This window comes from Enterobacter sp. Taxon_8 (genome assembly GCF_058354585.1).
In genome coordinates, this window is record NZ_CM177989.1 from 4,087,294 (window position 1) to 4,106,971 (window position 19,678).

Annotated in this window: 20 protein-coding genes; 3 read left to right on the forward strand and 17 right to left on the reverse strand. The window is 58.1% G+C overall.

What is annotated here, in order from left to right; genetic code table 11:
* Positions 1 to 26: 26 nt before the first annotated feature.
* The 12 genes from AC4IBF_RS19455 to pmbA all read right to left on the reverse strand — a co-directional run bounded on the left by AC4IBF_RS19455 (position 27) and on the right by pmbA (position 10,705).
* On the reverse strand, positions 27 to 1,937 hold the full coding sequence (locus AC4IBF_RS19455) for a BglG family transcription antiterminator (protein WP_491463057.1): 1,911 nt from the start codon (positions 1,935 to 1,937) through the stop codon (positions 27 to 29).
* Between the two features lie 19 nt (positions 1,938 to 1,956).
* Positions 1,957 to 3,093 (reverse strand): lactonase family protein, encoded by a 1,137-nt coding sequence (locus AC4IBF_RS19460; RefSeq protein ID WP_136195698.1) that lies wholly within the window; start codon positions 3,091 to 3,093, stop codon positions 1,957 to 1,959.
* 36 nt (positions 3,094 to 3,129) lie between these two features.
* Positions 3,130 to 3,870 (reverse strand): 2-dehydro-3-deoxy-phosphogluconate aldolase, encoded by a 741-nt coding sequence (dagF, locus tag AC4IBF_RS19465; RefSeq protein WP_136195699.1) that lies wholly within the window; start codon positions 3,868 to 3,870, stop codon positions 3,130 to 3,132.
* Positions 3,867 to 4,985, reverse strand: a complete 1,119-nt coding sequence (locus AC4IBF_RS19470; protein ID WP_143344579.1) for a DgaE family pyridoxal phosphate-dependent ammonia lyase — start codon at positions 4,983 to 4,985, stop codon at positions 3,867 to 3,869. Before AC4IBF_RS19470 ends, dagF begins: the two co-directional genes overlap by 4 nt.
* The gene (locus AC4IBF_RS19475; protein WP_136195701.1) at positions 4,969 to 6,102 is read right to left on the reverse strand and encodes an amidohydrolase/deacetylase family metallohydrolase; all 1,134 of its coding nucleotides are present in this window, start codon (positions 6,100 to 6,102) and stop codon (positions 4,969 to 4,971) included. The genes AC4IBF_RS19470 and AC4IBF_RS19475 overlap by 17 nt, the downstream gene beginning before the upstream one ends.
* A 42-nt stretch (positions 6,103 to 6,144) precedes the next feature.
* Positions 6,145 to 6,786 carry a DUF4310 family protein gene (locus AC4IBF_RS19480; protein ID WP_003856081.1) on the reverse strand — a complete coding sequence of 214 codons (642 nt, stop codon included), beginning with the start codon at positions 6,784 to 6,786 and terminating at the stop codon, positions 6,145 to 6,147.
* Between the two features lie 13 nt (positions 6,787 to 6,799).
* On the reverse strand, positions 6,800 to 7,576 hold the full coding sequence (locus AC4IBF_RS19485; RefSeq protein ID WP_024907277.1) for a DUF4311 domain-containing protein: 777 nt from the start codon (positions 7,574 to 7,576) through the stop codon (positions 6,800 to 6,802).
* Between the two features lie 22 nt (positions 7,577 to 7,598).
* Complete coding sequence (locus tag AC4IBF_RS19490; protein ID WP_006810338.1) at positions 7,599 to 7,898, reverse strand: DUF4312 family protein; 300 nt, start codon at positions 7,896 to 7,898, stop codon at positions 7,599 to 7,601.
* A 2-nt stretch (positions 7,899 to 7,900) separates the two neighbouring features.
* The gene (locus tag AC4IBF_RS19495) at positions 7,901 to 8,263 is read right to left on the reverse strand and encodes an SFCGS family glycine-rich protein (protein ID WP_010427372.1); all 363 of its coding nucleotides are present in this window, start codon (positions 8,261 to 8,263) and stop codon (positions 7,901 to 7,903) included.
* Between the two features lie 10 nt (positions 8,264 to 8,273).
* On the reverse strand, positions 8,274 to 8,612 hold the full coding sequence (locus AC4IBF_RS19500; RefSeq protein ID WP_136195702.1) for a glycine dehydrogenase: 339 nt from the start codon (positions 8,610 to 8,612) through the stop codon (positions 8,274 to 8,276).
* 315 nt (positions 8,613 to 8,927) lie between these two features.
* On the reverse strand, positions 8,928 to 9,314 hold the full coding sequence (gene cybC / locus AC4IBF_RS19505) for a cytochrome b562 (protein ID WP_008501412.1): 387 nt from the start codon (positions 9,312 to 9,314) through the stop codon (positions 8,928 to 8,930).
* A 38-nt stretch (positions 9,315 to 9,352) separates the two neighbouring features.
* Positions 9,353 to 10,705, reverse strand: a complete 1,353-nt coding sequence (pmbA, locus tag AC4IBF_RS19510; RefSeq protein WP_008501413.1) for a metalloprotease PmbA — start codon at positions 10,703 to 10,705, stop codon at positions 9,353 to 9,355.
* 95 nt (positions 10,706 to 10,800) lie between these two features.
* Here pmbA and yjgA point away from each other — a divergent pair, with 95 nt between their 5' ends.
* The gene (gene yjgA, locus AC4IBF_RS19515) at positions 10,801 to 11,352 is read left to right on the forward strand and encodes a ribosome biogenesis factor YjgA (RefSeq protein WP_143344578.1); all 552 of its coding nucleotides are present in this window, start codon (positions 10,801 to 10,803) and stop codon (positions 11,350 to 11,352) included.
* A gap of 77 nt (positions 11,353 to 11,429) precedes the next feature.
* Here the strand turns inward: yjgA and mpl are convergent, their stop codons facing one another.
* Complete coding sequence (gene mpl / locus AC4IBF_RS19520; RefSeq protein ID WP_111965364.1) at positions 11,430 to 12,809, reverse strand: UDP-N-acetylmuramate:L-alanyl-gamma-D-glutamyl-meso-diaminopimelate ligase; 1,380 nt, start codon at positions 12,807 to 12,809, stop codon at positions 11,430 to 11,432.
* A gap of 197 nt (positions 12,810 to 13,006) precedes the next feature.
* Between mpl and fbp the strand changes: the two genes are divergently transcribed.
* Both fbp and AC4IBF_RS19530 read left to right on the forward strand, forming a co-directional pair.
* Positions 13,007 to 14,005, forward strand: a complete 999-nt coding sequence (gene fbp, locus AC4IBF_RS19525; RefSeq protein WP_023310178.1) for a class 1 fructose-bisphosphatase — start codon at positions 13,007 to 13,009, stop codon at positions 14,003 to 14,005.
* 150 nt (positions 14,006 to 14,155) lie between these two features.
* The gene (locus tag AC4IBF_RS19530; RefSeq protein WP_133293646.1) at positions 14,156 to 14,512 is read left to right on the forward strand and encodes a helix-turn-helix domain-containing protein; all 357 of its coding nucleotides are present in this window, start codon (positions 14,156 to 14,158) and stop codon (positions 14,510 to 14,512) included.
* Here AC4IBF_RS19530 and AC4IBF_RS19535 read toward each other — a convergent pair.
* From AC4IBF_RS19535 to ytfR, 4 genes are all read right to left on the reverse strand, one after another.
* Positions 14,484 to 16,055 carry a methyl-accepting chemotaxis protein gene (locus tag AC4IBF_RS19535; protein WP_133293645.1) on the reverse strand — a complete coding sequence of 524 codons (1,572 nt, stop codon included), beginning with the start codon at positions 16,053 to 16,055 and terminating at the stop codon, positions 14,484 to 14,486. The genes AC4IBF_RS19530 and AC4IBF_RS19535 overlap by 29 nt on opposite strands.
* A gap of 93 nt (positions 16,056 to 16,148) precedes the next feature.
* On the reverse strand, positions 16,149 to 17,150 hold the full coding sequence (gene yjfF, locus AC4IBF_RS19540; protein WP_023293434.1) for a galactofuranose ABC transporter, permease protein YjfF: 1,002 nt from the start codon (positions 17,148 to 17,150) through the stop codon (positions 16,149 to 16,151).
* Positions 17,137 to 18,162 carry a galactofuranose ABC transporter, ATP-binding protein YtfT gene (gene ytfT / locus AC4IBF_RS19545; RefSeq protein ID WP_181574041.1) on the reverse strand — a complete coding sequence of 342 codons (1,026 nt, stop codon included), beginning with the start codon at positions 18,160 to 18,162 and terminating at the stop codon, positions 17,137 to 17,139. Before ytfT ends, yjfF begins: the two co-directional genes overlap by 14 nt.
* A 10-nt stretch (positions 18,163 to 18,172) precedes the next feature.
* Complete coding sequence (gene ytfR, locus AC4IBF_RS19550) at positions 18,173 to 19,675, reverse strand: galactofuranose ABC transporter, ATP-binding protein YtfR (RefSeq protein WP_133293644.1); 1,503 nt, start codon at positions 19,673 to 19,675, stop codon at positions 18,173 to 18,175.
* Positions 19,676 to 19,678: the final 3 nt, after the last annotated feature.

Sequence of the window (19,678 nt, forward strand, 5' to 3'; positions counted from 1 at the left end):
GCGGATGTTATCCATCCGCCCTTACCTCAAAACCGACTCAAACTCTCCATCGCCACCGCCTTAAACCCGGCAAAATCTCCGCAGCTAGAAAGCCTCGACATCGCCCGCTCGCGCAGGAAGGTGACGAAGATATCGTAAATCGCCATCGCCTCTTCGTACTCGCTTTTGCTGATGGCGAGCAGGAAGATGACGTGCGCGGTTTCGTCGCCCCACTGAACGCCGTGCGGGGCGAGCACGGTGTAGACCACCGTTTTCTGCGCCAGCAGGCCGAGGGAGTGCGGGAGCGCGATGCCGTCGCCGAGCATGGTGCTGACGATGGCTTCACGCTCAACAACCGAATCCAGAAACTCCGCGCCGACAAAGCCTTCTGCTTCAAGCTGTTCACACAGCTCGCGGAACAGCGTCTGCTGATCGATTGGCTTGTCGATAATGCGGAAATGGGCCGCGTCGAAGTATTTATCCAGCATCCACGGGCGGGTGCGGTCCACGAGCACCAGTTTGCCAATCTGTTCTAACTGATAGTCGGTCGGGAACGGGGCGATCGTTACTACCGGTTTCGACTTTTCGCTGACGCGTGCGGTGGCTATCACAAAGTCTTCGCCAATGGTTTCCGCAACCTCGTACTCGCGCAGGGTGAGCGTGCGCGTCACCTCAATCGGCGGATATTTACGCTGCAGCACCGCCTCAATCATGCGGACCATCGCGTTACCGGCGTCGCATACCAGCAGCACGCGCGGCTTGCGCTGGTAGCCGATGTTGTAGTGGCGCTCGAGCCCGACGCCAATGTGCAGCACCAGGAAGCCAATCTCGTTTTCGCTGATCGCATACGGCGTGTATTTGCCCCAGCTCGACACCGCCGCCAGCGTCATGTCCCACGCCATCGGGTAGTGCTGCTTGATGTTATCCAGCAGCGGATTGGGGATCATAATTTGATACCGCACGCGGGTGATCATGGTTTTGATGTGCGTGAGCAGATCCGCGTGCAGCTGTTCGTCGCTGAGCAGGTTGTAGTTATAGTGGGTGTTGATGTAGCGCAGGATGTAGTTGACCAGCGCTTCGTCGTCGTCGGCGTTAATGGCGCTGGGCGCGATCTCCTGAATCTGCCGCGCCGCAATGTGCACGCACAGCCAGCTCTCCTCTGATGGCGAAAGCGCCTTGCCCGCCAGCTGCTGGATGGTGACGGCGATATCCTTAGCAGCCTCGCGCACGTTCTCTTCAACGTCTTCGGCGTGGAATTCCGGCAGCGGATAGCCCTCGCTGATGCGCCGTACCGACACCGCGCAGTACAGGCGCAGGAACAGCTCGCCTTCATCGGTCAGGCGAATGTGGTGACGCGTCAGGGCGTCGTGTAGCACCGGCACCATCTGCTCCGCCACGCCCGCATTCAGCGCCACGTCGGTCACCAGCGGGTTCAGGCTGTCCTGCTGCGCCAGCTCCCAGAGCAGATCGGTCAGGCACGCGCGGGTCGACATCTCGCTGCCAAACAGCTTCATGCCATGGCGCGGACGCGTTTCCAGCGTCAGGTTGTAACGATGAAACCACTCGCGCACCTCCGCCATGTCGCTTTGCAGCGTGGCGCGGCTGACGAACCACTCGTCCGCCAGATCCTCCAGCTTAAGAGAAAATGCCGAGGTCAGAAAACGCACCACCAGATAATGCACGCGCTCCGGCCCGGTGCGGGGGATACGCAGCGCGCGCGGATGGGAGGCCTGCAGCTCTTGATACCGCGCCGCATCGTCAATTTTGAGCTGATAGCCATTGCCCCGGCTCAAGATAAACTGCGCGCCGTGGCTTGCCAGCAGCGCGTTCAGGGCGGTGATATCGGCACGGACGGTTCGCGTGGAAACCGACAGCCGCTGCGCCAGTTCGTCCTGCGGCAGCGTCTCGTTTTGCAACAGTTCGAAAAGTTGCGCTAAACGTTGGTTCGGAAATCGCACGTCGTTGTCCTCTTACGGCTTAAGGTGAAATGACCATCTGGGATGGGCTGCCGACCGGGGTATAGTCCGGTTCGAAGCTCAATTTCCCGTCCTGCGCCACGCGGAAACGGGTAATGTTGTCGCTGCGCTGGTTCATGACGTACAGCCAGCGTCCCTGCTTATCGAGCGTCAGGGTGCGCGGGTAATCACCACGCGTCCACACGTCATCCTGATGCGTCAGCGTGCCCTCCGCCGTTACGGTAAAGTGCCCGATGCTGTTATGCAAACGGTTAGCCACATACAGCTGTTTGCCGTCAGCGCTTAACGCCAGACCGGCAGCAAAGCTGGTGCCTTTGTAACCTTCAGGCAGGGCTGAAATTGTTTTGCCCTCTTTTAAGGTGCCGTTGGCGTTCACGGTATACCGGGTGAGCGTAGACGCCTCTTCGTTAATCAGCCACAGGGCATCGCCCTTTGGCGTAAAGACAAAGTGGCGCGGCCCGGCCCCTTTTGAGGAGGCGCTGATAAACGGCGGATCGTTCGGCGTCAGCTTTCCTGTCCGATCGTCAAAGCGGTACTGATAGATGCGATCCAGCCCAAGATCGGTCGAAAACACGTATTTCCCGCTCGGATCGGCGGCGATCATGTGCGCATGCGGGCCGTTATGATCGCTGATCGCGAAACTGCCCTCGACGGCAGCTTCCGGCTTCGCCGCGCCCGGTTCGCCTTGATCCTGACGTTTGTCCGTGGCTTCCCCCAGGCTGCCGTCTGCTTTAACGGGCAGCACCGCGACGCTTCCGCTGACGTAGTTCGCCACCAGAAGATGCTTGCCGTTCGGCGTCAGGGAGAGATACACCGGCCCCGCACCGCCGGAGGCCACCTGATTCAGCTCGCTCAGCTCACCGTTATCGCCGACGCGCAGCGCCTGCACCACGCCCTGCTCCACTTCGCTTGCCAGATACAGCGTTCTGCCGTCCCGTGAAAGGGTCAACTGCGCCGCATTCGGCAGTTTGCTCACCAGCGTTTTATCTTTCAGCGCGCCGGTTTGCGGGTTAACAGTAAAACGGTACAGCCCTTCACCGTTCGGATTATAGGTACCCACCCAGGCGTATTGCGTCTGGGCGACAGCGGCGGTGGCGAACATTGAGAGTGAAGCGACAAGCAGGGTACGGGTGTGCATGGTGGCTCCTTCAGGTATGTGCGGTTTAGTTTTGTTTTATTTAACCAGCTTCTTCGTCATCGCCAGCAGCGTACGCACGTCTTCCGGACGCGTATCGCCGCTGGCTTTATCGATAATCGAGCTGTAGATATGCGGGACGATCTTGCTCACGCCCGCGTCGAGGGCGATCTGCAGGATCTCCTCATAGTTTTCCAGATCGATACCTCCGGTCGGCTCCAGCCAGAAGTCGTGGCGGGCGCAGGCTTCCGCTACCGCCTTGTACTCGTCACGGTACTTGAGGCCGCCCATCGGGAAGTATTTGATGGAGCTGCCGCCGAAATCTTTCAGCAGGGCAATCGCGGTATCAACCGGCACGATACCGTCCGGCGCTTTGCTGCTCAGCGGGCCGGTGGAGATTTTTACCATGCCAACGGTGCCTGTCGGAGAGACCAGACCGTTGACCACGGACTCATTCTGCCCCAGCAGCGCGCGGCTGGTGGCCACGCCGGTAAAGACCTGGTTAACGTGCTGCGGCTGCACCTGGCGGGAGATTTCACTCACCATCGCCGACTGGTTCGGGTCGCCCGCGCCCAGCCCAACAGACAGCGCGTTATCAATCAGCTTCGCGTATTCGCGCATATCAGCAACAGCGCTCGCCACGTCCGGGTAGTTTTTGGAGAGCACGCCCACCAGCACGTGACCTTCCGCCGCCTCGTAAATAGCGCTGGCGTTGGCCTTTGAGCCGGCCAGCACGTTCAGGCAGACGCGGTCACGGTAAAAGTTGGGGGTCAGTTTCATGCGTTTTTCTCCTGTCCTAACACTTCGCTAATGCGGCGGTACACGATGTTCAGCTGGTCAGCATTCACGCTGCGCACGTCCGCTTCGATTATCCCTTCGTTGGCCTTGTAGCCACGGAAGTAAATGGCGTATTCGCCCTGCTTCAGCTTCGCCACCAGATCGCCCGTGCCGACGCCGGTCGTGACTTCGTCGAACTTAATCTCGGTGCGGGCAATATCGCGTCCGGCGCTGTCCCAGACCACGCGTGCGGTAACGCCGTTCAGGGTGTTGAGCGCCTCGATAAACGGCGTCATTTTCGCCACCATCTCGGCGCCGCTCTCTTTGGTGGCCGTCAGATAGTGTTCGATGGCGCAGGTCAGGCCAAGAATGCCCTCTTTACCCACCTTCATGGCGCGGCCAATCCCCGCCGTCTGGCGCTTCACCCACTCAACGTACCGGGTTTTGCCGATCACCAGACCGCTGGTGGGGCCTTCGATCGCCTTCGCGCCGCTGTAGATCACCAGGTCCGCGCCGGCGCGGTAGTACACGTGCAGATCTTCTTCCGCCGCGGCATCGACGATGAGCGGCAAGTCGTGTTTACGTGCGATAACCGCCGCCTGCTCGACGCTGAGCATGCTTTTCTGCACGCAGTGGTGAGATTTGATGTACATGATCGCCGCCGTACGCGGCGTGATTGCCGCCGCCAGCTGATCGGCGGAACATTCGTTGGCGTAGCCCGCTTCCACCAGCTTGCCGCCGCCCAACGCCACCATGGTGCCCACCGGCGCGCCAAAGTTCACGTTGTGGCCTTTCGGCAGGACGATTTCGTTATTTTCAATCGGTGTGACGTGCAGGTTTTCCAGCAGCCAGTCGCTGTCTTTTACCAGCACCGCCGCCACGGACTGGGCAATGCCCGCCGACGCGCAGGAAACCACCGTCGCCCCTTCCACGTCCAGCAGCTTCGCGATGTAATCCCCGGTTTTATTGACCAGATCCTTCATCTCGAAATAGTGATTCATGCCGTCCATCGCCGCCTGCACGACTTCCGGGCGCGGCGTGGAGACGCCGAGCGCCGTCATGCGGCCAGAGGTGTTGATCACCTGCTTTAAGTTGTACTTCTCATAAATCGAAGGCATGTTCCGTGCTCCCTTGTTCGGTCATGTAGCCCTTGCCCGCGCGGATCGCGGCAAGCGGCACCAGAATGTATTCAGCCTGCAGGCTGTCGTTTTCGGCATCCGTCAGCACCGTCGGCTGATGTTTGAGGGTGAATAGCGTCAGATCGGCGTCGAGACCCGGCTGAATGCGGCCCTTGCGCGCCAGGCGCAGGCCGTCGGCGGCGTTCGCGGTGACGCAGTCAATCACCTGCGGTAAGGACATGCCGATGGCGAGAAACTTCGACATCACGCTTGCCAGCGAGCCCACCGGGCCGTTGATGCGGTTGCGGCAGTAGATATCCGAGCTGATGGTGTGCGGCAGAATACCCATCGCGATGGCGCGTTTCGCCACCTCAAAGCTAAAGCTCGCCGTACCGTGCCCGACGTCCAGACGCACGCCGCGCTTCAGGGCGGAGGAAATGGAGGCGCGCAGCTCGCCCGAGGGCGTCAGAATGCGGTTAGGCTTGCCGTTATAGCAGTGGGTAATGATGTCGCCGGAACTCAGGAGTTCGGCGATTTCGTCGAGATTTGGCGGGTTGTTGCCGATGTGCACCATCAGCGGCAGATCGCCGTTCTCTTTCTGAATGGCTTTGGCACGCGCCAGCGGCGTGATGCCGTTGTCACCGACCACGCTGCTGCTCATGCGCGCCTTCAGGCCGACGATAAAATCAGGGTGGCGCGTCACCGCCTCTTTCACCGCGTCGGCGTCAATATTGGCCATGTTGGCCAGCTCGTTCTGGGCAATCAGCCCCACGCGGGAGATGTTCAGCAGGGCAAAGACCTCGGTGGAAGCCCTGCGGGTGATGTCATAGAAATCGTCCACATCGTCGGCACCGGTACTGCCCGCGTCCACTACGGTGGTGACGCCGGTGGCAATGCCCACGCTGTCCGGCTCGTCGTGGTAAATCGGGGAATTCGGGTAGCAGTGTACGTGGGAGTCAATCCAGCCTGCGCTGACGAACACGTCACCGTTAAGATCAACCGTCTTGCGAGCGGGAGCGTCAATGTCGCCCGTCGCGGCAATCTTCCCGTCCTGAATCGCGATATCGGTCAGGGTATCGTCGGCGAGGCGCGCGCGGCGCAGGAGTAAATCAAACATGAGGATCTCCTGAAAAGGCGGGCGCCGGAGCGCCCGCGGGTATTAAAGGGCGACCGGGAACAGCCAGCCCAGAATCATCGCGCCGAGGATAGCGCCACCGGTAATCGGCTTCTGCCAGATGTAGAACAGCAGCGCACCCACCAGCGAACCGACGCCGATTGGAATGGAGGCGGTCATGGCGCTGAGAATAATCAACGGCCCGAGGAAGCGGCCGGAGGCGTTGCCCGCGCCCATCATCACGTCTGCGCCGTAGGTGGAGTTGCTCTGGTTGATAGTGAACTTACGCGCCAGGATGATGACGTAGCCAATCGCCAGGCCAATCACCAGGCCGGTGATCAGCGAAGCAATGAAGTTGGTCACCGGGAACATGATCCCCGCGCCCAGCAGCAGCGCCGGAACGCCAAGGCCCACGCCGGTCTGGATCGCGCCGCCGATGTCGAGAATACCAACCAGCGACCCTTCGATAATACGGGCGAACAGGAAGCTCGCGCCAAACGCCGCCACCGCGCCGTAAACGCCGGTATCAATGCCCGCTTTCAGCATCGCCACGAAGGCCACTTCGTTAAACGCGCCGATGCCGTAGAGGTAGTACATGTGCGTCCCGGCAAACACGCCGGAAGAGAGCAGGCCAACGAAGATCGGGAACGACCAGTCGGCATACCAAAAACCTTTATTCTGTTCCATTTAGAGGCTCCTGTTATTTACCGCTGAGCGAGTTGTGGATCATGTCGAGCCAGTTCGGCACGGTCAGATGGAAGGATTCGATCATCTTCATGTCGAAGCCGCGGAAGAAGCCGCTCAGCACGAAGAGCAGGACGATCGCCGCCATCATCACTTTGGTGACGTGGTTCCAGCCGCTCTCTTCCACGCCTTTACCGATCAGGATCCCCAGCACCAGGCCCGGTACGGCGTTCCCCATAATCAGCTGCGCCGCGCCGCCAAAAATGGTGGCCCAGAAGCCCGATTTTTTACCCGCATCGATAGCCGCCAGCCAGAAGATCACCGGCATCACGGTGTTCACCAGCAGGTTTGCCGCCGGCACCAGCACCTTCACGGCGGTGACCTGAAGGGCAGCCGGCACGGAGGAGGCGGTAAGGTTAAGGAAGGTCACGACAATCATGCCGATCAGGCCGCAGGCAATCGCCATTTTGCGCGGGTCGTGCAGCGTTTCGCCGACGTTACGGTTTTTGATCATCAGTGCAGCAGCACCCCAGTTCGGGATGATGCGGTGGTCAACGTCCTGTGTGAAGGCACCTGCGGCCACGGAAGAGGCCCAGGCGTTAAAGAAGAAACCTAACCCAAAGGAGAAGTGGGACGCCGGATCACCTTCACAGGAGTTCAGTTCCCCCAACGTACGAAACGCGCCCATACCCTGAGTGGTAGGCGCATGAAACATGCGTGCAGCCCCGGCTCCGACACCGACGCCAACCAGGCCGCCAATGATGAGCGATTTTATTAATATAATTAAGAACATCAGTCTGCCCTTTTATGAATAATCAGCGTTGCGTGACGAAATCCACCTGGTCAAGATTGATAGCGGTCACGTTGACGGTCACATCCAGCTCCACGCTGTAGGTGCGTCTTTCCCGGCGCAGAAAGAAGAACAGAAACGCTTCTTTACGCACCGCTTCTTGCGCCTGAACGACCTGCACATCCTGTGGCTCAATACGCAGTAAGATATGCGGTGAGGCTTTCATCACCGCGGCCTGAACGTGGTTGAGCGCGTCGGCAAAGGCGCGCGCTTTGGCGTCGCCTTTGCCCTTCACTCTCACCGTGGTTGTGAACTGTTCTTTCATGCTTATGCGCCGTATTTCTTCTGCCACGCCTGCACCAGACGCTCGCCCAGCTCTTCTTTATCCATAAAGCCGAAGCCCAGCACGTTGCAGCCTTCGTTGATGGCGGTCACGCCCTCTTCCACGGAACGCATGCCGTATTTCGCTTTGTAGCCATATTTGGTCTGGGCGGTGATAGCGCCCGCGCCGCCGCTGCCGCAAAAGGAAATACCGAAGGTGGCGTTTTCCGCTTTCATCATGTCGCCGAGCTTCATGTCCGCCGCCATGCCCGGCACGACCACCGCGCGTCCACCTGCTTTTTCCACACCGGCAGCCACTTTCTGACCTTTACCCAGGCGATCGCCAATCACGACTGTAATCTGTTCCATGTGTTGCTCCTTAAAGGTTGTCTTTCGCGACTTCAAAGTGAACGGAGAGCAGCCAGGCTTCTTCATCAGGAAGATTGCCAAACTGCGCGACCACTTCACGGGCGAGCCGCATTGAATCCGGTGAAATTTCGTCAAACAGCTCTGCTTCAACCTCCGGCAGCGGCTCGCCGGTCACGGACCGGTGCGCCATGGCGCGCACGTGGGAGGTGAGCATCTGCTCCTGTACCGCATTGGGGATGATGTTGTTCCGGGCCAGCAGGGCATAAACCTGCTGCAGCATGGTGTTCGCGAGCTTTTCTGTTTGCTCCGCCTGTTCCCCAACGTCGTTCATTACCGCTCCGTTAATCACTGGTCTTACCCCGTTAATGGCTCTGGAATAAAACTAACGTTGGGGGGGAATTGTTTGTAGCGAGTTGTTTTCCACTTCGAAGTGGAAAGGCGAGCCGCGGCAGTGATCTGTGCCACATAAATGCGGTGAATCTGAATTAATGACGGTATTCGCGTGATGAATATCACGTATTCCAGCGGCAAAACGCGCGTCGGGGAAACGAAACGTTCAGGCGTGGTGACGCAAAAATGTGATGGCGATAGGGTTTACTTATTACCGCGTAAAAAAAACGGGGGCCGCTGGCCCCCGCTGGTTGTTTGTCAGATGCGCGATCGGTTAACGGTATTTCTTGTGATACGTGTTACGGGTCGTCACAAACTGCTCGGCTGCCGCCTGGGCTTCCTTCACTTTGCCTTCGTTAGCCAGCTTCAGCGCGCCGTCGATCTGGCCGACCAGCACGTCAAAGCCGTGGCGGTAGTCTTTCATCTCTGCACTGTCTGCCGCTTTGCTTTCCAGCTTTGGAGGCGTCGCTTTTTGTGCGTCCAGCGCCGCTTCACGCATTTTGGTCAGCGCGTCTTTCATTTCCGCCGCATTGTCGGTTTTCTGCACCACCTTCAGGTTTTGCCCGAGGATGCCCATGTCGTCTTCAAGATCGGCAGCAAACGCAGAAGAGCCAAGAACCAGCGTTGAAGCCGCGACGATCGCTAACAGATGTTTACGCATTGCTCACTTCCTTTTTTATTATTAACAAAACGCTATCTCTATTGTCCGGCGATTTTCATTTCCGGGAGTAATACAGAACCACACTGTATATTGCTGCGTGTTTCAATATCGTTACCGACAGTAACGATATTGCGCCACATGTCCTTCAGGTTGCCGGCGATGGTAATTTCGCTCACCGGATACTGGATTTCGCCATTTTCCACCCAGAAGCCCGCCGCGCCGCGAGAGTAGTCTCCCGTGATGCCGCTGACGCCCTGACCCATCAGCTCGGTCACCACCAGACCGGTGCCCATCTCTTTCAGCATCTGCTCAAAGTTGAGGCCCTGCCCGGCAATGCGCCAGTTGTGAATACCGCCCGCGTGCCCGGTGCTTTTCAGCCCCAGCTTGCGCGCGGAGTAGTTGGTCAGAAGCCACTGGGTCAGAATGCCGTCCTTCACTATGTCACGACGCTCCGTGCGCACGCCTTCGCTGTCGAACGGCGTGGAGGCCAGGCCTTTCAGCAGGTGCGGATGCTCTTCGATGGTCAGCCATTCCGGCAGGATCTGCTTGCCCAGCGAGTCGAGCAGGAAGGTCGATTTACGGTAAACGGAGCCGCCCGCGATAGCGCCCACCAGATGGCCAAACAGACCGGTCGCCACTTCGTTGGCAAAGATAACCGGCGCTTTCATGGTGGAGAGTTTACGCGGCGACAGGCGAGACAGCGTGCGTTCGGCGCACTCTTTACCCACCCACTCCGGAGACTGCAAATCCCCCAGCGCGCGGCCAATGGTATAGGCGTAGTCGCGCTCCATGTCACCGTTCTCTTCGGCGATGACGCAGCTGGAGAGCGAGTGACGGGTAGAGCAGTAGCCCTGCAGCATACCGTGACTGTTGCCGAAGACTTTGATGCCGTAGTGGCTGTTAAAGCTGCCGCCTTCGGTATTGGTGATGCGCTTGTCGGCCTGCAGGGAAGCCTGCTCGGCGCGCGCGGCAAGCTCGATCGCTTCGTCCGGGGTCACTTCCGCCGGGTGGAACAGATCGAGATCCGGCGCGTCAAACGCCAGCAGATCTTTATCCGCCACGCCTGCGTAAGGATCCGGAGAGGTATAACGGGCAATATCCAGCGCCGCCTGCACCGTACGGGCAATGGCATCCGGGCTGAGATCGGTGGATGACGCGCTGCCTTTGCGATTCTGGTGATACACCGTGATCCCAAGCGCGCCATCGCTGTTGAATTCTACATTCTCCACTTCACCATAGCGGGTACTCACGCTGATGCCGGTGGTTTTGCTGACCGCCACTTCGGCGCCATCTGATTTTTCTGAAGCAAGCATCAGCGCGGTGGAGACGGCTTCTTCAAGAATCTTACGCTGCGCTTCAACTTGTGAGGTTACTTTCATCGCAAATGCCATACTGTAAGAGAGAGTTATCTGAAGTCTAACAGAGAACCGTTTTTCAGTGCGCGTCTTAACTGGTAACATTAGCCTCTTTTTTTAAGGAGCCTGACATGACTAAGCAGCCCGAAGACTGGCTCAACGACGTTCCCGGTGATGACATCGAAGACGAAGATGATGAGATCATCTGGGTCAGTAAAAGTGAAATTAAACGTGACGCCGAAGAGTTAAAACAGCTTGGCGCGGAAATGGTAGAACTGGGTAAAAACGCGCTGGATAAGATCCCGCTCGACCAGGATCTGCGCGATGCCATTGAACTGGCACAGAAAATCAAAAAAGAAGGCCGTCGTCGCCAGCTTCAGCTTATCGGGAAAATGCTGCGTCAGCGCGACGTCGATCCGATCCGCCAGGCGCTGGACAAGCTGAAAAACCGCCACAATCAGCAGGTTGCGCTGTTTCATAAGCTGGAGCAGATCCGCGATCGTCTGATTGAACAGGGTGATGATGCCGTGCCGGAAGTGCTGAACCTGTGGCCGGATGCCGACCGCCAGCAGCTGCGTTCCTTGATCCGCAACGCGAAGAAAGAGAAAGAAGGGAATAAGCCGCCGAAGTCCGCGCGCCTGATTTTCCAGTATCTGCGCGAGCTGTCTGAGAACGAAGAGTAATTCGTTCCCCTCACCCCGAAGGGGCGAGGGAGAAAAGAACGTAGACCCGGTAAGCGCGAGCGCCACCGGGCTTTTTTTTACGCGTCGGCTGCCGCTTCCGCTTTCTTCGCCAGACCGTCCAGCAGCTTCTGATGGATCCCACCGAACCCGCCGTTACTCATCACCAGAATATGGTCGCCGGGCTGAGCGGCTTTCACCACCATATCCGCGAGCGCGTCCACGTCCGCACTCCAGTGCGCAGGCTGAATGCAGGCGTCGGCTACTTCAGCCACCTGCCACGGAATATGCTGCGGCTGCAGCAGGAAGACTTCATCGGCACGCCCTAACGACGGCGCCAGATCGTCTTTGCAGATGCCCATCTTCATGGTGTTCGAGCGCGGTTCCAGTACCGCCAGAATGCGGGCAGTGCCGCCGACCTTGCCACGCAGGGCGGCGAGCGTTGCCAGAATGGCCGTTGGGTGGTGCGCGAAATCGTCATACACGGTAACGCCGTGGGCTTCACCGCGCAGTTCCAGACGGCGGCGGGCATTGATAAACGAGCCCAGCGCGTTGGCTGCATCCGCAGGCAGAACGCCGACGTGACGCGCCGCAGCAATGGCCATCAGGCCGTTGTGCATGTTGTGCTCGCCCACCAGGCCCCACTTCACCTCACCCACTTTTTCACCGTCGAGCAGCACTTCCCACTCGGAGGCATCGGCGTTGAGTTTCTTCGCCTGCCAGTGGCCCTGCTCGCCCACCAGCTCCTGCTCGCTCCAGCAGCCCATCGCCAGAGTCTGCTTAAGGTTGATATCGTTCTCCGGCAGGATGATGCGCCCCTGACCCGGAACAATGCGCACCAGATGGTGGAACTGTTTCTGAATCGCTTTCAGATCGTCAAAAATATCCGCGTGGTCGAACTCAAGGTTGTTGAGGATCAGGGTGCGCGGGCAGTAATGCACGAACTTGGAGCGCTTGTCGAAGAACGCGCAGTCGTATTCGTCGGCTTCGATCACGAAGAACGGGCTGTCACCCAGACGCGCAGAAACGTCGAAATTACCCGGTACGCCGCCGATCACGAAGCCCGGCTTGTAGCCGCAGGCTTCGAGGATCCAGGTTGCCATGCCCGCAGTCGTGGTTTTGCCATGAGTACCGGCAACGGCAACCACCCAGCGGTCGCGCAGGACGAAGTCATGCAGCCACTGCGGGCCGGACATGAACGGAATATTGCGTTCCAGTACCGCCTCGACGCACGGATTGCCGCGGGTCATCGCGTTACCAACGATCACCAGGTCCGGCTCGGGATCCAGCTGGCTGGCATCGTAGCCCTGAATTAAAGAGATGCCCTGTTTTTCCAGAAGTGTGCTCATTGGCGGATACACATTGGCGTCCGAACCTGTCACTTCATGGCCCAGCGAGCGCGCCAGCATTGCCAGTCCGCCCATGAAAGTGCCACAAATCCCCAATATATGAATGCGCATACGTCACTATCCTTCTTCAATGTGGCGCACATTTTACTCACATGTTAGCGGCTGTGAAACGCATTTCAGGTAAATCCGTATGTTGCTGGCGCGATTCACCTCTGCGCTACTATTTGAATATTTGTTAAGATTGTTGGGCTTTAGTCGTTTTAGTGAACATACAATCGCTCTACTCACAAAGATGCAGGGAAAGTGTTATGAAAACGTTAGGTGAATTTATTGTCGAAAAGCAGCACGAGTTCTCTCATGCTACCGGTGAACTCACTGCTTTGCTGTCGGCAATAAAGCTGGGCGCTAAGATCATCCACCGCGATATCAACAAGGCCGGTCTGGTCGATATCCTGGGTGCCAGCGGTGCCGAGAACGTTCAGGGCGAGGTTCAACAGAAACTCGATCTGTTCGCAAATGAAAAACTGAAAGCTGCACTGCGCGCGCGCGACATCGTTGCGGGTATCGCCTCTGAAGAAGAAGATGAAATTGTTGTTTTCGAAGGGTGTGAACACGCTAAATACGTTGTTCTGATGGATCCGCTCGACGGTTCCTCAAACATCGACGTTAACGTTTCTGTCGGTACCATTTTCTCCATCTATCGCCGCGTCACGCCTGTTGGCACGCCGGTGACCGAAGAAGATTTCCTGCAGCCTGGCATTAATCAGGTTGCTGCCGGTTACGTCGTTTATGGCTCGTCCACCATGCTGGTGTATACCACCGGATGCGGGGTTCACGCCTTTACGTACGATCCTTCACTGGGCGTTTTCTGTCTGAGCCAGGAACGCATGCGCTTCCCGGAAAAGGGCAACACCTACTCCATCAACGAAGGCAACTACATCCGATTCCCGAACGGCGTGAAGAAGTACATTAAATTCTGCCAGGAAGAAGATAAAGCGACCCAGCGCCCTTACACGTCCCGCTATATCGGCTCTCTGGTCGCTGATTTCCACCGTAACCTGCTGAAAGGCGGTATCTACCTCTACCCAAGCACCGCCAGCCATCCGGACGGGAAACTGCGTCTGCTGTACGAGTGCAACCCGATGGCATTCCTCGCCGAACAGGCGGGCGGCAAGGCGAGCGACGGTAAAGAGCGTATTCTGGATATCGTGCCGGAAAGCCTTCACCAGCGCCGTTCATTCTTCGTCGGCAACAACCACATGGTTGAAGACGTTGAACGTTTTATCCGTGAGTACCCGGACGCGTAATACCTCTCTACAGGGGAGCCGTTCTGGCTCCCCTGGTCATTTATATATTTTACCGTATAAGTGTTTATAAAAAACATGCTTTAATATTCACCACTGCTCCTGCATTATTTCCATAACAGTTTGATAGATATTTCGTGGAGCAGAATCGCAATGAACAATTATTCCCGTGCTAATACCGGCATTGATTTAAATCTTATCCCTGTATTTATTGAAGTCGTCCGCTGCGGCAGCATGGCAAAAGCCTCTTTGCGTCTGGAGATGTCACGCCCCGCGGTGAGCCTGGCCTTAAAGCGTTTTAATCAACTCTTTGATGAACCATTATTTTTCCGAAAAGGTTTATATCTTGAACCGACGGAAAAAGCGTTAGCCTTAACCAGCTCGCTGGAAATATTAATGGGTGAAATTCACGATAATATTGCGGCAGTTAATTCCGGGAAAAATAAAACCCCGGCACAGAACGTACCGGGGTTGAGTAATATTATGCAGCGGTCTGAGTCGTCACTTTGAATGATGACATCGCTTCCATAAGCTGACGCGACTGCTCCTCAAGGGAGCGGGTCGCAGCGGAGGATTGCTGCACCAGCGCAGCATTCTGCTGCGCGGTTTCGTCCATCTGATTCACCGCAATATTCACCTGCTCAATGCCGCGGCTTTGCTCCTGGGACGCGGTCGCAATCTCACGCATCAGTTTGGTCATGCGCAGCACTTCTGTTGCGATCTCATCCATCGTTTCGCCAGCCTGCTGAGCCAGCTCGCTGCCCTCGTTAACGTGGGTCTGCGAATCACTGATAAGCGATCGGATCTCTTTCGCCGCGTCGGCGCTGCGGCTGGCAAGGTTTCGCACTTCGCCCGCGACGACGGCAAACCCACGCCCCTGCTCGCCCGCGCGCGCCGCTTCCACGGAGGCGTTAAGCGCCAGAATATTGGTCTGGAAGGCAATACCGTCGATCACGCTCAGGATGTCGGCGATGCGCGCCGAGCTGCCGGAGATATCGCGCATTTTTTCAATCACGTAGCAGACCATTTCGCTGCCGTGATCGGCCGTATCGGACACCGACTTCGCCAGCTGGTGCGCCTGCTCGGCGTTATCCGCGTTGAGTTTCACCGTCGCGGTGATTTGTTCCATGCTGGCCGCCGTCTGCTCCAGCGACGTGGCGGTGGATTCCGTACGCTCGGCAAGATCGCGGTTTCCCAGGGTCAGTTCGCGGCTGCCGGTGTCAATTTGCGAGCTGGCATCGCGTACCCGCATTACCGAGTTCATCAGCGACTGTCGCATCTCCTCTATCACCGCGTTGAGGCGGTTAAACTCCTGACTCGCGGGCGCGGCAAGCGTATGGGTTAAATCCCCCGCCGCCACGTTCTCCAGCTGAGCAATGGAGGCCGAGAGCGGCTGGAGCAGCATATGGCGCAGCACCAGCCACGCGAGCACGATAATGCCCGCCGTCAGCAGCGCTGCGACGATAATCAGGATCAGCACGCGGGTTTTACTCGACTGTACGGCACTCACTTCCGCCTGACCACGCGCTTCGCTCCATTTCTGAAACGCCTGCATATCGTTATCAAACTGCTTCGCCACCGGGATCAGCGTCTTCTCCAGCAGATCGTAATACCCGTCCGCGCTCTGGTCATTCAGGGTTTTCAGCATCGGGTTGATCCCCTGCTGGCTATACGTCGCCAGGCTGGCTGACACTTTGTCGAGCAGCTGTTGCCCCTGCTCGTCAGCCACGCCGTCGTCGATCACGCCTTTCAGCGTTTTCTGGGCCAGGGCAACTTCCTGATTGATGTTTTTTACCGCTTTGGCCGCATCGTCCAGCATGCCGATTTCCATCATGCGGACGGCCTGGCCCGCCTCATTGCGCGCGCGCAGGATCAGCGTATAGCCAGAATTAAGCTGCACCATCTGCTCACCCTGAAGGTGATTAATACGCTGCAGTGAAGAAGAACTCTGTGTGAGGGCATAAATGCCAATGCCGCTGACAATCAGCAGCAGAAGGGTCATAACGGCCAGTAAAGAGAGCAAGCCGGTACGAATCGATAGCGTTTTAAGCATGATATTATTTCCGGTAGCGAGATATTTCTGGGCATAAAAAAAGAGTATCGGCCGCTACCGGAAAATGTTTAGACTTTAAGCAAATTCAGCGTGTTATCGCTCTGTTACCGATGTGTTTACGCGGGTAACAGGTGAGCTTTGGCGGTTCTCCCAGAGCACCGTAAGACCGCGCTGCAGGGCAATAAAGATAAACAGCAATATGCCGATGGCGATCTTCGTCCACCAGGAGCTGAGCGTGCCGTCAAAGTTGATATAGGTTTGTATCAGCCCCTGTATAGCCACGCCGAACAGCGTCCCCAGCACCGTACCCACGCCGCCGCTAAGCAGCGTACCGCCGATGACCACAGAAGCAATCGCATCCAGCTCAACGCCAACGCCTGCAAGGGCATAGCCCGCCTGGGTGTACACCGAGAAGACGATACCCGCCAGCGTCGCCAGGCCTGTCGAGAGCATATAGATGCGGATGGTAGTGCTGCGGGTCGAGATCCCCATCAGGTTTGCCGACGTGGCGTTACCGCCGATGGCGTAAACCTGATTGCCAAACCGGGTACGGTGGGCGAGGAAGATGCCGATCACCACCACGCCCAGCATCAGCAGCCCCATCGCGCTCAAACGACCGCCGCCGGGAATTTTCCACGCCAGGCTGGAGAGCGTGTCATACACCGGATGGTTAATCGGGATCGACTCTTCCGACACCAGATAACTTACCCCACGGAGGAAGAACATCCCCGCGAGGGTAATGATAAACGCCGGGATTTTCAGCGCGTCGATCAGCAGCCCCATAAAGGCACCAAACGCGCAGCCCATCGCCAGCACCAGCGGAAACGCCACCAGCGGAGAGATCCCCCAGAAGCCGATCGCCTTCGCGAGGAACACGCCCGTAAACGCGATCACCGAGCCGACGGAGAGATCGATCCCGCCGGAGAGGATCACAAAGGTCATTCCGACGGCGATGATGCCTAAAAAGGCGTTATCGGTCAGGATATTGCAGATCACGCGCGTCGAGGCAAAGCCGGGGAATTGGGTGAGGCAGTAGAGATACCCCAGCACAAATACGCCCAGCGTGATCATCAACGGTAAATTACGTTTTATCATGGCCACGGATCCCCTTAATGATGCTGACAAAGCGCGGCGACTGGACGATCAGCACGCAGAGTACGACCACCGCTTTCACAACCTGGTTGAGTTCCGGCTGAAAACCGGAGAGCAGGATCCCGGTGTTCATGCCCTGAATGATCAGCGCGCCGATCACCGAGAGCAGCAGGTTAAAGCGCCCGCCCATCAGCGACCCGCCGCCGATGACCACAGCCAGGATTGCGTCCAGCTCCAGCCAAAGCCCGGCGTTGTTGGCATCGGCTCCGCGGATATCCGCCGCGACGATCACCCCTGCGATGGCGGCGCAGATACCGCTCAGCACGTAGGTCAGCATCACCATCAGCCGCGTGTTGACCCCGGCGTTGCGCGCGGCGCGAATGTTGATCCCAACCGCTTCAATGAACATGCCGAGCGCCGTTTTACGGGTGAAGAGCCAAAAGACAACGAGCGTGGCCAGGGCAATAATCACCGGCGTCGGGAAGAACAGAAGGTTGCCGCTACCAAGCCACGCCAGGCTCGGGGAGTTAAAGGTGACAATCTGGCCGGAGGTAATCAGCTGCGCCACCCCACGCCCGGCCACCATTAAGATAAGCGTGGCGACAAAGGGCTGAATTTTCAGCACCGCCACCAGAATGCCGTTCCATAATCCGGCCAGCACGCCGGTGCCTAAGGCCGCCAGCAGTACCACCGGCAGGCTATGCCCGGCCACGGTCATGGAGGCTGCAGTGGCCCCGGCGATAGCCATCACCGCGCCGACGGAGAGATCAATCCCGCCGGTGGCAATGACCAGCGTCATCCCGATGGCCAGCAGCGCCACGGGCGCAGCACGGTTCAGGATGTCTATCGGGCTGCCAAACAGGCGACCATCCTGCACGATAATCTGGAAGAAATGCGGTGCGACAAGGCTGTCAACCATCAGTACCACCAGCAGCGCCGCGATTTGCGGCGTGCCGGTTGGCCAGCTGAAGCGGCGCTTTGACTCACCGGTTTGCGAAAGCGAACGGGACATCACGATTCACTCCTTATGCCGCAATGGCATTCATGATCGCCGGAACGGACAGCTTATCCAGCGGGATCTCTGCCACCTGCTTGCGATCGCGCATGATAATGACGCGATCGGCATAACCTACCAGCTCCTCCAGCTCGGACGAAATGACGAGCAGGGCCAGACCGTCTGCACACAGGGTTTCGATAAGCCGGATAATTTCGGCGTGCGCCCCCACGTCAATGCCTCGGGTCGGTTCGTCGAGGATCAGGAACTGCGGTTTGGTCAGCAGCCAGCGCGACAGCAGCACCTTCTGCTGGTTGCCGCCGGAGAGGAACTCGATCGGCTGTTCCGCGTTCGGGGTGCGGATGCCGAGCTGGCGGATAAAGCGCTCGGCTATGGCGTTTTGCTCTTTACGGGGGATCGGGCGCAGCCAGCCGCGCTGGGCCTGCAGCGCCAGAATGATATTCTCCCGCACCGAGGCCGCGGCAATGATACCGTCCGTTTTCCGATCTTCCGGGCAGAATCCAACGCCCAGACAGGAGGCCTGATGCGGCGATCGCAGGGTTTGCGGTTTGCCCTTGATCAGCGCGCTGCCGCTGTCCGCGGGCTTGATCCCGAAGATCACCTCGGCGGTTTCGGTTCGGCCCGAGCCTAGCAGGCCCGCCAGCCCGACAATTTCGCCCGGCCGCACCTCAAGGTTAAACGGCGATATCACTCCTTTTTTGCCGTAATCGCTGAACGCGGCGACCGGTTTCTCGCTCAGCAGCGTGCGCCCTGCGCGCTGGAGGGCGTTGGTTTCCAGCTCACGACCCAGCATCATTTTCACCAGCTCGATCTGCGGCAGCTCGCGGGTTTCGCGGCAGCCAACAAAGCTGCCGTTGCGCAGCACCGTAATGCGATCGCTCACCTCATATACCTGATCGAGGAAGTGGGTAACGAAGATCAGGCTTACGCCCTGATCGCGCAGCTGGCGCATCAGGGTAAAGAGCATCTCCACTTCCTGGGTATCGAGGCTGGCGGTGGGTTCGTCCAGGATGAGTACCTTCGCGGAGAGATCGATCGCGCGACAGATGGCAACGATCTGCTGCATCGCCACGGAAAAGCGGTTCAGCGGCTCGCAGACGTCGAGGGAGAAGCCGTAGGATTCCATCAGCTTTGTCGCCCGCGCCTCCATCTCTTTGCGGCGCAGCAGGCCAAAGCGTCGCGGCTCACGGCCAATAAACAGATTATCCGCCACCGACATATTAGGCAGCAGGTTCACTTCCTGATAGACCGTCCCGATCCCCAGCTGTTGGGCATGGGCGGTATTTTTTGGCGAAATGGCGTTGCCTTCCAGCCAGATGGTGCCGCGGTCGGCGTGATAAACGCCGGTCAGGGATTTAATCAGCGTCGATTTTCCCGCGCCGTTCTCGCCCAGCAGCGCCATGATCTCCCCACGCCGCAGGCTAAAATCAACGTTATCCAGCGCTTTTACGCCGGGGAAGAATTTACTCAAGCCCTCTGTGCGGAGGATTTCCTGGTGTTGTTCAGTGGTCATGGT

Coding starts and splice junctions, on each gene's coding strand:
- AC4IBF_RS19490 (WP_006810338.1), bottom strand. CDS start 7,898: ATGAAAGAACAGTTCACAACCACGGTGAGAGTGAAGGGCAAAGGCGAC.
- AC4IBF_RS19470 (WP_143344579.1), bottom strand. CDS start 4,985: ATGCCTTCGATTTATGAGAAGTACAACTTAAAGCAGGTGATCAACACC.
- pmbA (WP_008501413.1), bottom strand. CDS start 10,705: ATGGCATTTGCGATGAAAGTAACCTCACAAGTTGAAGCGCAGCGTAAG.
- cybC (WP_008501412.1), bottom strand. CDS start 9,314: ATGCGTAAACATCTGTTAGCGATCGTCGCGGCTTCAACGCTGGTTCTT.
- AC4IBF_RS19480 (WP_003856081.1), bottom strand. CDS start 6,786: ATGGAACAGAATAAAGGTTTTTGGTATGCCGACTGGTCGTTCCCGATC.
- yjgA (WP_143344578.1), top strand. CDS start 10,801: ATGACTAAGCAGCCCGAAGACTGGCTCAACGACGTTCCCGGTGATGAC.
- yjfF (WP_023293434.1), bottom strand. CDS start 17,150: ATGATAAAACGTAATTTACCGTTGATGATCACGCTGGGCGTATTTGTG.
- fbp (WP_023310178.1), top strand. CDS start 13,007: ATGAAAACGTTAGGTGAATTTATTGTCGAAAAGCAGCACGAGTTCTCT.
- AC4IBF_RS19485 (WP_024907277.1), bottom strand. CDS start 7,576: ATGTTCTTAATTATATTAATAAAATCGCTCATCATTGGCGGCCTGGTT.
- ytfR (WP_133293644.1), bottom strand. CDS start 19,675: ATGACCACTGAACAACACCAGGAAATCCTCCGCACAGAGGGCTTGAGT.
- AC4IBF_RS19535 (WP_133293645.1), bottom strand. CDS start 16,055: ATGCTTAAAACGCTATCGATTCGTACCGGCTTGCTCTCTTTACTGGCC.
- AC4IBF_RS19495 (WP_010427372.1), bottom strand. CDS start 8,263: ATGGAACAGATTACAGTCGTGATTGGCGATCGCCTGGGTAAAGGTCAG.
- AC4IBF_RS19475 (WP_136195701.1), bottom strand. CDS start 6,102: ATGTTTGATTTACTCCTGCGCCGCGCGCGCCTCGCCGACGATACCCTG.
- AC4IBF_RS19530 (WP_133293646.1), top strand. CDS start 14,156: ATGAACAATTATTCCCGTGCTAATACCGGCATTGATTTAAATCTTATC.
- AC4IBF_RS19460 (WP_136195698.1), bottom strand. CDS start 3,093: ATGCACACCCGTACCCTGCTTGTCGCTTCACTCTCAATGTTCGCCACC.
- mpl (WP_111965364.1), bottom strand. CDS start 12,809: ATGCGCATTCATATATTGGGGATTTGTGGCACTTTCATGGGCGGACTG.
- dagF (WP_136195699.1), bottom strand. CDS start 3,870: ATGAAACTGACCCCCAACTTTTACCGTGACCGCGTCTGCCTGAACGTG.